Source organism: Alteromonas lipotrueiana (assembly GCF_019249245.1).
Taxonomy (GTDB): Bacteria; Pseudomonadota; Gammaproteobacteria; order Enterobacterales; family Alteromonadaceae; genus Alteromonas; species Alteromonas lipotrueiana.
Genome location: NZ_JAESDK010000009.1, coordinates 96,684 through 111,762, shown reverse-complemented (window position 1 = coordinate 111,762; position 15,079 = coordinate 96,684). Strand labels below are relative to the sequence as shown.

Annotated in this window: 9 protein-coding genes; 7 read left to right on the top strand and 2 right to left on the bottom strand. The window is 47.2% G+C overall.

The annotated features are described in order from the left end of the window. Positions 1-37: 37 nt before the first annotated feature. Positions 38-4,600 carry a S8 family serine peptidase gene (locus JK130_RS16745; protein WP_218353810.1) on the bottom strand — a complete coding sequence of 1,521 codons (4,563 nt, stop codon included), beginning with the start codon at positions 4,598-4,600 and terminating at the stop codon, positions 38-40. Positions 4,601-5,050: 450 nt separating this feature from the next. Here JK130_RS16745 and JK130_RS08090 point away from each other — a divergent pair, with 450 nt between their 5' ends. The 7 genes from JK130_RS08090 (at position 5,051) to JK130_RS08060 (ending at position 14,288) form a co-directional block, all read left to right on the top strand. Further along, the gene (locus JK130_RS08090; RefSeq protein ID WP_218353809.1) at positions 5,051-6,238 is read left to right on the top strand and encodes a thiamine pyrophosphate-dependent dehydrogenase E1 component subunit alpha; all 1,188 of its coding nucleotides are present in this window, start codon (positions 5,051-5,053) and stop codon (positions 6,236-6,238) included. Then, on the top strand, positions 6,238-7,215 hold the full coding sequence (locus tag JK130_RS08085; protein ID WP_218353808.1) for an alpha-ketoacid dehydrogenase subunit beta: 978 nt from the start codon (positions 6,238-6,240) through the stop codon (positions 7,213-7,215). The genes JK130_RS08090 and JK130_RS08085 overlap by 1 nt, the downstream gene beginning before the upstream one ends. Positions 7,216-7,224: 9 nt before the next feature. After that, positions 7,225-8,910, top strand: a complete 1,686-nt coding sequence (locus JK130_RS08080; RefSeq protein ID WP_218353829.1) for a dihydrolipoyllysine-residue acetyltransferase — start codon at positions 7,225-7,227, stop codon at positions 8,908-8,910. A 196-nt stretch (positions 8,911-9,106) separates the two neighbouring features. Then, positions 9,107-9,958 (top strand): 23S rRNA (adenine(2030)-N(6))-methyltransferase RlmJ, encoded by an 852-nt coding sequence (locus tag JK130_RS08075; RefSeq protein ID WP_218353807.1) that lies wholly within the window; start codon positions 9,107-9,109, stop codon positions 9,956-9,958. Further along, entirely contained in the window at positions 9,958-11,802 is a 1,845-nt protein-coding gene (locus JK130_RS08070) for a protein kinase domain-containing protein (RefSeq protein ID WP_218353806.1), read from the top strand. Before JK130_RS08075 ends, JK130_RS08070 begins: the two co-directional genes overlap by 1 nt. Positions 11,803-11,808: 6 nt before the next feature. After that, positions 11,809-12,672, top strand: coding sequence for an acyl-CoA thioesterase II (gene tesB / locus JK130_RS08065; protein WP_218353805.1), 864 nt, complete (start codon positions 11,809-11,811; stop codon positions 12,670-12,672). A 494-nt stretch (positions 12,673-13,166) separates the two neighbouring features. Then, positions 13,167-14,288, top strand: a complete 1,122-nt coding sequence (locus JK130_RS08060; protein WP_218353804.1) for a pyridoxal-phosphate-dependent aminotransferase family protein — start codon at positions 13,167-13,169, stop codon at positions 14,286-14,288. Between the two features lie 64 nt (positions 14,289-14,352). Here JK130_RS08060 and JK130_RS08055 read toward each other — a convergent pair whose 3' ends face one another. Next, on the bottom strand, positions 14,353-15,078 hold the full coding sequence (locus JK130_RS08055; RefSeq protein WP_218353803.1) for a DUF3307 domain-containing protein: 726 nt from the start codon (positions 15,076-15,078) through the stop codon (positions 14,353-14,355). Position 15,079 lies beyond the last annotated feature (1 nt).

Genomic DNA, 15,079 nt, shown 5'->3' with positions numbered 1-15,079 from the left:
GGTACTGCCTTTACCAAAATGGACGTCAAGCCCAAGGTCAGACGGTACGCCGTAAAAGCCGGCGCCAACCCGCCATTATTAGCAAAGCCAGCAATATAGTACGGTTTATGCTACCCCCCGAGCCACCGCCTGATGAATCACGGGCACTTTCGGCACGTACTGTAACCGTGGTGGTCGCCGATGCCTGATTACCAAACGGATCAGAGGCGGTTACAGTAAGCTGATACTGACCGGCAGTGGCGCTTGAAGCGGTGGATACTCTAACTGTTTGTGCATCAGGGTTGGTCAATTGCAACGGACTGCCTGCTTCTGCAACCCAGCGGTAGCGGATATTATCATCATTGGCATCGGTAGCCGTCGCGCTGATATTAACCGATTGCCCGGCAGTAACCGCAAAACCACTTTGGGCGTTATTGATACGCACTACCGGAACACTTTCTACCTGCAAGCCAGTATACAAAGCAGCTTGTTCGCTGCGCGTGCCTTCGATGTTAGTAACCTCAGACACTACCTGTATGTTGAATGGCCCTGGTGGCGCTGAGTTAGCTACCTGTGCAGAAAATGTAATGCCCGCCACCACCTGAGGGTTTGCCGAGTCAATGGCTGCTGAAGTCGACAAAACTGGATAAAAACACACGCTGGATCGCTCTGTAATACCGGCTTGCTGTAAGTTCAGGTTATAGCCATTGATGCCGTTCGAGTCTTCAAAGCCTGTGTAGCCTTCTTGCTCATCCGGTAGTTGGCTGTAATGCATAACAAATCTCGGGCGATTTGGCGTGTCAACAGCACGAATGAACAGTTGCATGGACACTCTTTCTTTTGAGCGGGTAAGCAATTGCGCCCAATTAATCAGAACGTCTCCAGAGGCAGATTGAGACACTGTCACCTGGCTTTGAGAGTCGACCGACAGCGAAGCCCAATAAGGCGCTAATACGGCATTAGGCAAGGCTATATCGGGAAATTTTGTCGCATGTAACTGTTGTTGAGTTAATGTATCGTCAAAACTGACGAAGCCATTGCGCGCCACCACAAGCTGATTTACCGGCTCGCCCAAATAGGTCATATCCACAGCAAAGGCTGCGTACTGTTCATCATCATTTAGCGTATAGCGGGTGGCGAATGTGTCGGAATTATTTAGTTTGTCACCGTCAACCGCGCATTGATTGTCAGTATGAGACAATGACAGAGCCAGTAACTGATTGGGGCGCTCTATTGCAGGCTGAAACACTTCCCAAAACAAAGCATTACCTGACACAGTCGCACCATTGCCTACCGAATCGGGGTTTAATTGCAGAGTGTCAGGTAACTCAACGTTAATCTCATAATGACGATCACGATTTGTGTCATTGGTAATAACATTGACACTAAAGGTTGCCTGATCGCCCGGCTCAACCCGGCCAGCGTCTGGAGAGCCAAGATATACATCATCTTGCTGACGCACCCAGTCAACTTCGGTAAGACCAATATTATCTGATTCATCAGCGCTGCTACCCAGTTCAAATGCGCCATAATAACGCTCACCGGTTTGCGCCCCCGGAATTGCCCACTGCAATCTTAAATCAAACTCAGCCATGGCGGCAGCACTGGCGGGTCCTTCAATGGTAAGGTTATCGCGTTCGGTACTATCAATACGCGCATAGCTTAGTGTAAAGTCATCGGTAGCCGCGCCAGAGCCCTGATAGTTTTGTACAATCACAAAATACTGCCCCGGTTGCGGATAACTCAGGCTAATATATTCGGTGGCATCAAAAGATGTGCTCTCGCCGACCAGTTCGCTCTCTTCGGCAATACCGTTGTTGTTGGCATCCCGAACTAAAAACAAATCTAAGTCAGAGGCGGTTGAGTCAAGGATTTCAATCACAAGTCGCTTGTCATTTTCAAAAATCTCAATGGCGCGAATGGCAATACCATCTTCTAGGCTATCAAACACTGACCGGTTGTCGGAGTCGACGGCCACCTGCTCATTTACTAAAACGGCTGGAACCAGGCCATAAGAGGTCGCCACAAAATCTTGTATTTCGATCGTGAAGATATCTTTTAACAAAAAGCTGTCGTAGTTTCGGTGTGCATCCAGCGTTATAGCATCGGGCACGGTTCCATTACTGGCGAAAGCCACCACCGGCATGTGCAGGTCGGGTCCCTGGCTGGCACTAAAGTTTATCGCCCCAAACCCCCATTCATTGCTTCGAAGCTGACTAACATCCATAGTAATGGTCAGCTGCTGAGTTTGACCTTGTTGCAGTTCAAACTGTTGGGGAGAAACACTAACATCAAACCTGTCCGTTAACTTTTGGGCCTGCAGATTCCAGCTACCGTCAGCGGTAGCGGTAACGGTGCGTGTCCAGCTACAGGTATTGAAACAATTTGTATCGACCACCGCAGGAGTATTTAAAGCGCGCGGTTCTCCGCCTTGCGCCGGATTAGCCTGCCGATACGCGGTAGTAGTCTCGTTCATAATCAGCGAACTTTGAATTGCTGCATCTACCTGTATACGCCCGGCGCCCATATCAAACCAGTCAGCGATGTTCTGCCCGTTGTCTTTAGTCAGCGCTGAGTTAGCCGTAAGCATCAACGCAGAACGAATTTCGTCTACGCTCCAGTTACTGTGCGCGTTTGCAACTAACGCCGCCGCGCCTGCCACAAACGGACTGGCCATAGAAGTACCAGACAAATAAGAGTAGTCAGCGGGCGAGGGCCCGGTTTCATCATGGCCGTATTGCTGGTCAGCAAAAGCGGCGAAAATATCGACCCCAGGCGCACTAAGGTGGGGGGTCAGTGTGCTAACCGAAGAGTTTGGCCCGCGTGATGAAAAGTCGGCAACAATATCGGCCTGGGTCTTATCAATGGTGATACCCCCTGTCGCAGCGGTGATAGTAGCCTGATGATTACTGCCGGTGGCCAGCCAATTGCGTAAACGTGTGGCGTCAGCGCTTAAAATATGGATGCCAGGAATAACATACGTGTCGTTAGCAAGGTTATCTGCACCCTCGGCAACGTTGGCCAGAACAAACCCTTTTGCACCGCCAGCGGCGACATTTTTTGCCTTTTGAATTCGGGCAATATCGCCCCGATCGCAAACGACAATTTCACCATTAAATGTGCCTTCTGGGTAAGGCTCCAGACATTGTGCCGGATCGCCACCAGGATCGTTAGGATTGGCAACCTGTGCAGCATAAATAATAGGTGCTGTAAGCGCACCGGTATTACTAGAACCGGTGATAGGCGCAAGGGGCGTCACCCCGCCCGTAAAGTCAGTAATTTGTTTTTCATAATCGATTAACCGGCCATGAGTACTGGCACCAACAACGGTAAGCCATGGTGCATGTTTTTCTGTGGTATAACTGGCAGGTCCCTCATTGCTGGCCGAATGGGTGGTAAAGACCCCGGCGCCGTGGGCATTTAGCCACGCTTCGTTCACGGCGCCGGTCCAAGGGTCTCCACCGCCGGAAATTGAGAAGTTAATAATATCAACCACTCCTGAAGCCACAGCATCATCGATAGCCTTCACAATAGCCGAATCGTAACAGCCATTGTATGTGTCATCGGTTTCACCGGGCAGACAAACCTGATACGAAACAATATTGGCATGGGGAGCAACGCCCGATATCCGGTCATAGATGAAACCAGACTCTATGCCTGAACTAGACTCACTGCCTCCGTCCGGAAATACTTCTGCTACGTCATATAAAATATTGCCCGCCGCTGTGGCGGCAACGTGAGAACCGTGACCATTATAGTCTTCGCCATTTTCGGGTAAGTCTGGCGGAAATATATCGCTGTCGTTATAGGTGTTGGTAATTTCAGGGTAGCTGACCACACCAATTAGTTTGTCGTTGCACAGTGACGCAAAACCACTTCGGCAGTCGCCCAGATAATTACCCGATCCTAAGGGGTTGTTATGGTTGTATCCGTCTCCTCCGATATCGGCAAACGAAGGGTGGTCAGTGTTTATACCGGTATCCAGTACCGCAATAGTCAGCCCTTCGCCAAGATTGGGCAGCCCCGCTGGGCTGGCATCACCATTCCATACGGTAGGGGCACCGACCAAAACCGGGCCCGTGTCGGTATTAAGCGAACGCCGGGTATCGGCTTCGATGTGTTTAACAATGCTTAATTTTCGCAGTTGTTGCACTTGTGCTGAGGTCGCCTCGATGGCAACCCCGTTAAAAGCGTAATAATAGTGAGTAAGTACCTTTAATGGGCCGGCTGCTTGCTCCATAGCACTTAGCCACTGCGACTGTTGATTTTCAAGCTGATACTTATACGCCAGACTGGTCGCTGTCTGCGAATTGAAACGAGGGCCATCCTGGCTTTGAACACGGGTTGCAAAACTATTCTTTGGGCCGTGAGTGTTTAACAAAGCGTGACGGGTTACAGGCAGAGCGTCAAATTGTACAATGAAAATCTGTGACTGCTGAGCTAACTGAGAAGAAGACGGGTTATTAGTATATGCACCAGAAGCGTCTCGTGGTTGCACATTAAGCTGCGCCTCTTTGTTTACAGAAACCGGTTTTAAATCAGCAGAGCTTTGAGCAAAACCGTGGGTGGTGAAGACCAAAGCAAAACACGTGGTGACATTAAACAACATTTTATTAATCAACTGCACACCCTTTTTTCAAACAAATTCTTAAACGATGAAATCTCTTAAATACCGGCTTTCTTAAACACTGATTTTGCTAAGTTCAGGTTCATTCTCGCACAGGATTACCTTTTAGCGATGATCACTATTGATCTTATCATAGCAGCCTGAAACTGAACGTATGATGAAAAAGCCTCCATAATCGGCCTGTAACAGGTAATTGTTACTTATACCCTGGTAAACGGCAATCAGATAAAATAGTGTAGAATTGTTATGCAAAAAACCCTATAGCTTTAATTTAATGTTAACCAGTAGGATATATGTCCTGCATTTTTTGCTGTTGAGCGGACAAGTATTGCATTTGAATGCAGTGACAACCCCAAAATAGCAAGGTGTCTTAAGGGCACATGAACTAGCATAGTCACAATTCGGTAAAAGGTTTTAACCTTCCTATAACAAGAGGGATTCACAGTGCAAGACAGAAACCATCTGGCACAGGTAGATACCACCCATCAGGTGCATATTATTGAAAATGGCCTGATTGATATACCTATGCTGCAAATCCTCAAGCCTGACGGCACCCTGCATGAACAGGCGCAAGAACCTGATATCGATCAGGAAACAGCTCGTAAAATGTATGACACTATGGAATATATCCGGGTGTTAGATGAGCGCATGGTTGGGGCCCAGCGCCAGGGCCGGATTAGTTTTTATCTGGCCTCTACCGGCGAAGAAGCCGCCGCTGTAGGTAGCGCTGCTGCGTTACAACCTCAGGACATGATTATGTCCCAATACCGGGAGCAGGGCGCGCTGGCTTACCGTGGGTATACCACGTCACAGTTTATGAACCAGATGTTCAGCAATCAAAAAGACCCGAATAAGGGTCGTCAGATGCCAATTCACTATGGTGATAAACCCCTAAACTTTATGACTATCTCATCGCCGCTTGGTACTCAGATACCTCAGGCAGCAGGATATGCATATGGCCAGAAAATGGCAGGACAGGATGCTGTCACTATTTGTTATTTTGGTGAAGGTGCCGCGTCTGAAGGTGATTTTCATGCGGGCCTGAATATGGCCGCTGTATTGAAGTGCCCGGTTATCTTCTTTTGTCGTAATAACGGGTATGCCATTTCTACCCCTGCAGAAGAACAATTCGCAGGTGATGGTATTGCCTCGCGCGGTTTGGGTTACGGCGTTAAAACCATCCGAGTTGACGGTAACGACCCATTAGCGGTGTATGCCGCTACATTGAAAGCCCGCGAACTCGCCTTAGAAGAGCGCTGCCCCATATTAATTGAAGCAATGACCTATCGTTTGGCGGCCCACTCAACCTCAGACGATCCTACCGGTTATCGTTCGCGTGACGAAGAAGACAAATGGCGTTTGAAAGATCCTATCCAGCGCATGGCCAAATGGCTTCAACATAAAGGCTGGTATGACGAACAGGCGAACAAAACGCTGGTGGATGAAACCCGTAAAGAAGTGTTAAGCGCTCTTAAAGAAGCCGAGAAAGTTCCGGTTAACCCAATAGAAGATATTGTGTCAGACGTTTACGATAAAGTGCCTGCGCACCTACAAAAGCAAGTAGATGAATTAAAAGACCATATCGAGAAGTACCCGAAGGCCTATCCAAAAACAGCCGGGAGATCAAAGTAATGGCAAAGATGAATTTATTGCAGGCAATTAATAACGCGCTGGTTACCGTAATGGAAGAAGACGAGCGCGCAATGGTATTTGGCGAAGACGTAGGTCATTTTGGTGGCGTTTTTCGTGCCACCAGTAATCTTCAGGAAAAGTTTGGTAAGGGGCGCTGCTTTAATACACCTTTAACTGAACAAGGCATTATTGGTTTTGCTAACGGCCTGGCTTCGCAAGGTTCTGTACCTATTGCTGAAATCCAGTTTGCCGATTACATTTTTCCGGCATTTGATCAGATTGTGAATGAAACGGCCAAGTTTCGTTATCGTTCGGGTGGTCAGTTTTCGTGTGGCACGTTGACTATCCGAACCCCTTATGGCGGTGGAATAGCGGGCGGTTTATATCACAGTCAGTCTCCCGAAGCATTTTTTGCCCATTGCCCGGGTTTAAAGATTGTAGTTCCGCGCAATCCGTATCAGGCTAAAGGTCTGCTGCTGGCCTCTATTCGTGATGACAACCCTGTACTGTTTATGGAGCCTAAGCGTTTATATCGAGCTTCGGTGAGTGACGTACCCGAAGAAGATTACGAGCTACCATTAGGCAAAGCTGATATTGTTCAGGAAGGCAGTGACATCACATTGTTGGGCTGGGGCGCTCAGATAGAAATCCTCCAGCAAGCAGCAGATATGGCCTTAGAAGATGGAGTGTCCTGTGAAATTGTTGATCTTCGTTCAATTTCACCATGGGATGCACAAACGGTCGCTGAGTCGGTTATGAAAACCGGCCGTTTGCTGATTAACCATGAAGCGCCTCTTACCGGTGGTTTTGCCAGTGAAATTGCGGCGACCATTCAGGACCAGTGCTTTTTGTATCTTGAAGCACCGGTTGCCCGGGTTTGTGGTCTGGATACGCCATATCCTCTTGCCCATGAAAAAGAGTACATGCCAGACCAGTACAAAACTTACGAAGCCATTAAGCGTACACTGAAGTACTAAGGGTAGATGATGACGACCGAATTTATTTTACCTGACATAGGCGAAGGTATTGTTGAATGCGAACTGTTGGAATGGCTGGTAGCAGAAGGCGATCTTATTGAAGAAGATCAGCCCGTGGCAGAAGTTATGACGGACAAAGCTACCGTCCAGATTCCTGCTATGCATGCTGGTAAAGTGCTTAAGCTGCATTACAAAACCGGTGATATTGCTAAAGTTCACGAGCCGTTATTTGCCATGCAAATTGACGGCGAAACCAGTGAGTCGAACGCTGCCGATAGTAAGCAGGAAGCAGTCAGTACGGAAAAGCCGCAGGAATCCAGTACAACAGATACCCCCGACACGACCAATAATAAGTCGACCAGCAACAAGTCCATTGAAGATTTTATTTTGCCTGACATCGGTGAAGGCATAGTAGAGTGCGAGATTGTGAAGTGGCATGTTCAGCAGGGCGATACGATTGAAGAAGATCAGCCCGTTGTTGAGGTTATGACCGATAAAGCTGTGGTTGAGATTCCTGCCAAACATGCGGGTACGGTGAACGAACTGTATTACCAGCAAGGTGATATTGCAAAAGTACACGAACCCTTGTTCTCGCTGGCTATTGAAGGCGAGCAAGGGGAAGCCGTGTCAGATAGCAGCGATTCAGGCAGCGGCGAACCGGATGCCACTTTGTCTGTGCCAAACAGTACGCCGACTACAAGTCAGGCCGGAACCGGCATAAGCAAACCTGATAATAGTAAATGGCCAGACGGCGACTTTGAACCTCCGGTTGAAATTCCGGGTAAAGTTCTTGCCAGCCCGGCAGTTCGGCGTATTGCCCGTGAACATAATATCGATTTAACTCAGGTATCGGGGTCGGGCAAAAAAGGCCGGATACTTAAGCAGGATGTTCGACAGACAGAACAAAAAGAGGCGACCGCTAAGCAGCAGTCAGCGTCAAAAGGTGAACAGCCTGCAGTAGCAACGCAAAGTAAAAGCACGTCGGCTGGTGGCGTACGGGTAGAGCCTGTTAAAGGTATACGCGCCGCTATGGCTAAGCAAATGAGTGCTTCAGTTCAGACTATTCCTCACTTCACTGTTAGTGACGAATTAAGAATGGATGCGTTGATGGCACTTCGTAGTCAGCTTAAACCTGTGTTTGCAGAGCAGGGCGTTAAACTTAGCTTTATGCCGTTTTTTGTAAAAGCACTGTCGCTTGCGCTTAAAGAATTCCCAATTATTAACAGCCAGTTAAATGATGATGCCTCTGAGCTAAGCTATTTTGACGATCACAATATTGGTTTCGCTGTTGATTCAAAAATTGGCTTGTTGGTGCCTAATATCAAGCAAGTGCAAAACCTGAGTTTGTTTGAAATTGCTGAGCAAATGCACACCATTATTGACAAGGCCCGGGAAGGTAAACTCAGTGGGGATGATTTGAAAGGCGGCACTATCAGCATCTCTAATATTGGGGCGCTAGGGGGTATTACCGCGACACCGGTTATTAACAAGCCTGAAGCAGCAATTGTTGCCCTGGGTAAAACTCAGCAGCTACCTCGCTTTAGTGATACCGGAAATATCGAAGCGCATAATATTATGCAGGTAAACTGGTCTGGCGATCATCGTATTATAGATGGTGCTACTATGGTCAAATTTAACAACCTTTGGTGCCATTACCTTATGAATCCTTCGGCAATGCTGGCGCATCTTCGCTAGGTGCATCTTTGTCAGGGCATTGGAACAAACAAAAAAAGGGCAGTGACTGCCCTTTTTTTGTTTGTGAGGCAGCCCACCAAGCTTTTCTCTATTGTATTGCGAACCTTAAATTTCCCCGTGTTTACGTTCCCCTCTGTTTAAATTGCTTCTACGCAGGTAAAATAAAACAATTGTTTTCTTATATTCAAGGTTTTACGTGCTTAGCTATCGTCACGCATTTCACGCTGGTAATCATGCTGATATTCTTAAACATCTGGCCTGGCTAGGTGTTATCACTCATCTCAAGCGTAAAGCCAAGCCCTTTGTTTTATTTGACACCCACGCCGGGGCCGGAGAATATCCGCTAAACTCAGACTTTTCGCAGCAAAACAAAGAATATCTAAGCGGTATGACACCGCTGCAGGGAGTAACTGCTCACAGTTCGCTATTAAACCAGTATTTGCACGTCAATCAGCCTATTTGGCAAGAAAATATTTATCCGGGCTCTCCAAGGCTTCTATGCCAAGCCATAAGAGCACAGGATAAAGCGCACCTTATGGAGCTTCACCCTGCGGAAATCGATTCGCTCCAATATTGTGTTTCAAGCCATGGTGAGGGGCAGGTTGCGGTGCATCATCGAGACGGCCTGCAGGGACTTATCGCGATGACACCGCCAACGCCTAATCGGGGGGCGGTGCTTATTGACCCTCCATATGAACAGATTCAGGAATATGATCAGGTTTCTGATACCGTAAAAAAAGTATTGCGGCGCTGGGCGAATGCTCAAATAGTTGTGTGGTATCCGCTATTATCAGAACGGGCAGAAACCAAAGCGCACGCCTGCCAGACAATGATAGAAACCATAGCCGATGCCGGAAAAAGCTGCTTCACTGCACAGCTGACCGTAGCCGAGAATACTTACGATGCGGGTATGTTTGGTTCGGGCGTATGTGTGATCAACCCGGCATTTCAGCTTGATGAGAATTTAACCGATGCTATGGGCGAGGTGTGTGGCTTTTTAGGTGCCCAGGCCGAATACTCATTGCAATGGCGTAAAAAAGACAATTAATGACAGCTTCAACCAGCGCCCTTAGGCACTTTTATATTCCCGAAGAACAGTCTATCTATCTGCTTAGCCATGCCGATGCCAAAAAGCTGAAAGACTGGGTCACACTGTGTATCGACCAATTGGCGCAATCAGGTTATCGCGATATCGGCTTAATTGGTAAAGGCGCTTTTGGGTTTGTATTTAGCGGCACTGCCGATGATGGCACTCGTTACGTGTTTAAATTTTCTCGTATTACGTTACCCCAGCATGTGCAGGACCGGCTTGAAGATGAAGCTTATATGCTGTCGCAGGTCTATCATCCCAGAGTGCCCGGATTAGTTGAATTTCAGCGCATACGCAATCAGGCTATTTTGATGATGCATCGAGCGAAGGGCGAAGATTTAGAGCAAGTGAGTTTACGGCGTGGGCCTCTACCCGCCAGGGTAATAGTGAAAATGACGGTGCAACTGGCAAAGCTGTTGCTGCATCTGCGTTCAAATACCCATCAGGGTCTGGCGAAACCCATCGTCCATGGCGACATAAAACCATCTAATCTTATGTGGGACACTAAACAGGAAACCCTGCAATTAATTGACTGGGGATCATCGGTTTTTGCTCAGGTTGATGCTACCGGCCAGTTTATCGCGGGCAATGTTATGGATTTGATGTCTGGCGATATGCATCACACGAATGCCCGCCTGGGCGATGTATATTTTATTGGGGAGGATCAGTTAAATGGCGCTATGTCGTCCCCCCGTTTTGATGAACAAGGTCTGGCAAGCACTATTTATGCTCTGGCTTCTGGGCAGTCGTGCCGCTTTGGAACCAAAGTTATTACGCCGCTAGCGCTGGGGTTACCTAAACTTTTGGCAGAGATTTTAGCCAACATGCTCAGTGATGAACCTAAACGTCGTCACAAGGGTGCTGATTATCTGTTTAGCCACTTACATGTTTTAAAGCAGATGGTTTTCACCGGTGAAACTCAGGTGCTATACCAGCCGATGATACCCACCTGGGTAAGCAGTATTCATAAAGAAATTGAAACGGTGGTATACAGTTCTCGCAAATCATTTTTACGCCAGCATCAGGATATTCGGGAAGATGAACTGCAGGGCCTTAATGATGCCCAGTTCGAACGCTATTATAAAAATTATCTGATGGGTATGGGCGAGACCGAAAAGGCGTTTATTGCGGCAATCGGTCGTTTGGGCAAGTATCCGGTGGTAGGCGGAATTGCTATACGGTGGGAGCCTGAAGGTATTTATGTAGATTCAAGCCTGAATTTGTATAACAGTTCAGACAAAGCGGCTTTTGAGCAGTCGGTCAATAATGTTATTAATTTAGGCCGGGCAATTCATCGCCATGGTATTTTTAAGTGTTGTATGTTTAATGCTAAAGATACCCTGCACATAGAAAGAGCAAGCCCCGAGGCGCCTTTTTTGCCGCAGGCAGAATGTATCATTCCTTTTGAAGTATCAGCCACCGCTATTTCAAACGATACCAGTCGTACTCATTCGTATTTTGAAGATGGTGATGACCCGGACGAGCTTTTGCGCTTGCCCGAAAAAATGATGGCTCTACTAGCAGAACTCAACACGATTCATCACACCGGGTGTATTATCTTTGAAGCATTGCCGACGCATTTGAAAATACATAGTTATTACATGTTGCTGGATCATAGTCAGGCCACACGATTTGAGCATATACTGGCAGAATTAGTGGCCACAGTACCTGAAATAAGTGGCCTGGGTATCTCAGGGTTTATGAAATTACCTTACAAAGATACCCGCTTTTTTGATCACAAAGCGCAATTACCGGAGCGTTATTATCCGCGTAATCCACGTGCTAAACCTGTAACGGAGTAAACCAGCATGTCTGAGGTTAAAATGTCCTCGTTATTTGAGCTTGAATCCATAGAGAAAGGATTATTTCGGGGACAAAGTTGGGATTTAGGTTTTCGGGCGCTTTTTGGAGGTCAGGTTTTGGGCCAGGCGCTGGCGGCTGCTTACCGCACTGTTGAGTCAGACCGTGTTGTTCATTCTTTTCACACCTACTTTTTATTACCCGGTGATGCGAAAAAGCCCGTGGTCTATGACGTTGAGGTGGTCAGAGACGGTCGAAGCTTTTCGGCGCGTCGGGTTAAAGCGATACAGGATGGCCGCAATATTTTCTACATGACGGCCTCTTTTCAAGTTGCCGAAGAGGGCATGGAGCATCAGTATGCGCCTATGCCAGAGGTGCCTGGTCCAGATGAATTAGATTCAGATATAACCTTTTATGAACAAAACTTTGATCGCCTGTCAACAGGCATGCAAGAGGCGTTAAGTTATCACCGGCCTATTGATATACGAACCGTGGACGCGGCGCATTCGTTTCAGGCCAAAAAGCGCGAACCCTTTCGGCATGTGTGGTTAAAAGTTCGCGATACCATGAGTAATGATCTGGGTTTACATCAGGCCACTCTGGCGTACGCCTCTGATTATCACTTTTTAAGTACCTCGTTACAGCCTCATGGTATGGCGGTATCTGATAAAGGGTTGAGAATGGCGACTATCGATCACGCTATGTGGTTTCACCAACCGGTCAATCTGAATGACTGGCTATTATACGCCATGGAAAGTCCTTTTTCAGGCAACAGTCGCGGAATTGTTAAAGGTCAGATATTTAATCAAAAAGGAGAGTTGGTCGCATCAACGATGCAAGAAGGAATGATGCGAAAAGTCACAAAGACTTAAGCTGAACACCTATGTTATCGGCCATTTGCGACAACTACCGGCCTTTTGCGACAACGTCGTATTTTTATTTTGCTGCTCTATAAAAAACGCCCGGAACGTGAGTTCCGGGCCTAGGGGAATGGCTCATTGCTGAGCCGTGCGCTAACTTTTGCAAAGGGAGAAGTTAATGCAAATATAAAGCGAATAGCAATAATAGAACAAAAACGTTTAAATTATAATCAATATTGTACATTTTTTTTTAATTTGTGTAACAAATAGAAACTTTTCAAGCTAAGTCTATGAAATCAATAATGCTCTGGCTACTCCGATGAGTTTGACAGTTTCCCCAATTTTTCCAGATTAAAACAAAAATATGGGTTTGTTTAATAAGCATTCAAAAAGTTGGTTGCTATTTAGCCGGCATTCATCTGCGAAATATTGGGTATAGAGCATTGTGGTTTTGTGGTCATGTTGTAACAATGGTTTCACCAGTTACCTGACAACAAGGTTTTGTGATGTCTTCTCCTGCTACATTTATTCCGCCAGAACGTACGTTGATGGGGCCGGGGCCTTCCGATGTTAGCCCTCGTGTACTTAATGCAATGGCTCGCCCTACACTGGGTCACCTTGATCCCTTATTTATCGACCTGATGGATGAGATTAAAAGTCTGTTGCAATATGCTTTTAAAACAGACAACGCACTTACCATGCCGGTATCGGCACCAGGTTCGGCTGGAATGGAAGCCTGTTTTGTCAACCTGGTCGAGCCTGGCGATAAAGTGGTGGTGTGTATAAATGGTGTTTTTGGGCAGCGTATGGTCGAAAATGTCACACGCTGCGGTGGCCAGGCAATTACGGTTGAAGATGCCTGGGGTCAGCAAACCAGTGCGCAAAAAGTCGAAGACACCCTTAAAGCGCATCCAGATACAAAAATTCTTGCTTTTGTTCATGCCGAAACCTCTACCGGGGTTCGCAATGACGCTAAACAATTGTGCGCATTAGCCAGACAGTACAACTGCCTGTCTATTGTTGATGCGGTAACCTCATTAGGCGGGATAGAGGTAGATGTTGACGGCTGGGGCGTTGATGCTATTTATTCTGGTTCACAAAAATGCTTAAGTTGTGTTCCGGGCTTATCGCCGGTTTCGTTCAGTCCCGCCGCCGTTGAAGTGATTCAAAATAGAAAAAAGCCGGTACAAAGCTGGTTTTTAGATATGAATTTGATTGTTGGCTACTGGGGTAAGGGCGGCAAACGAGCTTATCATCACACGGCTCCGGTCAATAGTTTGTACGCACTGCATGAGTCATTGCTGATACTGCATGAGGAAGGGCTGCAGAATGCCTGGCAGCGTCATCAGCAAGGCCATGAAAAGTTATCCGCTGGTCTGGAATCACTTGGAATTGAGTTTGCGGTAGACCCGGCTTATCGCCTGCCGCAGTTAAATATGGTGAAAATACCTGACGGTGTTGACGATGCTAAAGCACGTCAACAGCTACTTAATTCGTTTAATTTGGAAATTGGCGCAGGCCTTGGCGAACTGGCCTCAAAGGTATGGCGCATTGGCCTCATGGGCCATGCCTGCAAAGACCGCAATATAGACCATTGTGTGGCGAGTCTGGCCAAAGTTATCCGTTAATATTTTAAAAAGCACAGGGCCGAGGCGCTGTGCTTTTGTTGCTATAATATGCGTAGCGAAAAAACTATCCGACCCCCATTTTTATACCCCAGCCTGTAATAAGCGCGGTAGCAAAACTAACGAGCGTGCCCAGCATCATGTATTCGGTGAGCCGCATGTCTTTGGTTTTTGATAAATCGCCGACTCTGAATACTGTTTTTGTCGCGACCAGAAAACCGAGACCGGTGTATTGTTCTACCAGTACAAACGACAACGCCAATAACCGCTCGACATAGCCTATCCAGCGCCCTGCGCTTCCTAAGCTTTGGCTGTCTGTAGCTTGTAAGCGGGCAGTGTGTTGTTTTAAGAGCTGAGCAATAAAGATGCTGGCGGGCTGCAAGATCAACAAATACCCTAATATATAGATTAAAATATCAGGGTGGCGTAACAACGCCAGGTTATTGACTAAGTGGGTAAGAGTAATATCAAAAATTACGGCGCACAGTATACAAATCATAGCAAAATGTGCACATTGGTCGATAACAAACGCTTTGGTAGAAGTATGGCCTGCTTTGAAGTAGTCGATAACGCCATGGCTCAGGGCCAAGACAGTGGCTCCAGTGGCCACAAGCGTAAGGCTGAAGCCAGCAAAATAAATCGCCAAAGCTGCCAGTACTGTGTGAATTAAAATGTGCTTATACAATGCCGGCGAACGTGCCTTACGGGCATGCCGGTTTGCTATCCAGTGGGCCGGTTGCAGATAAAAGTCTCCAACCAGATGAGCTGTTATTAGCAACAATAGTAGTGTCATG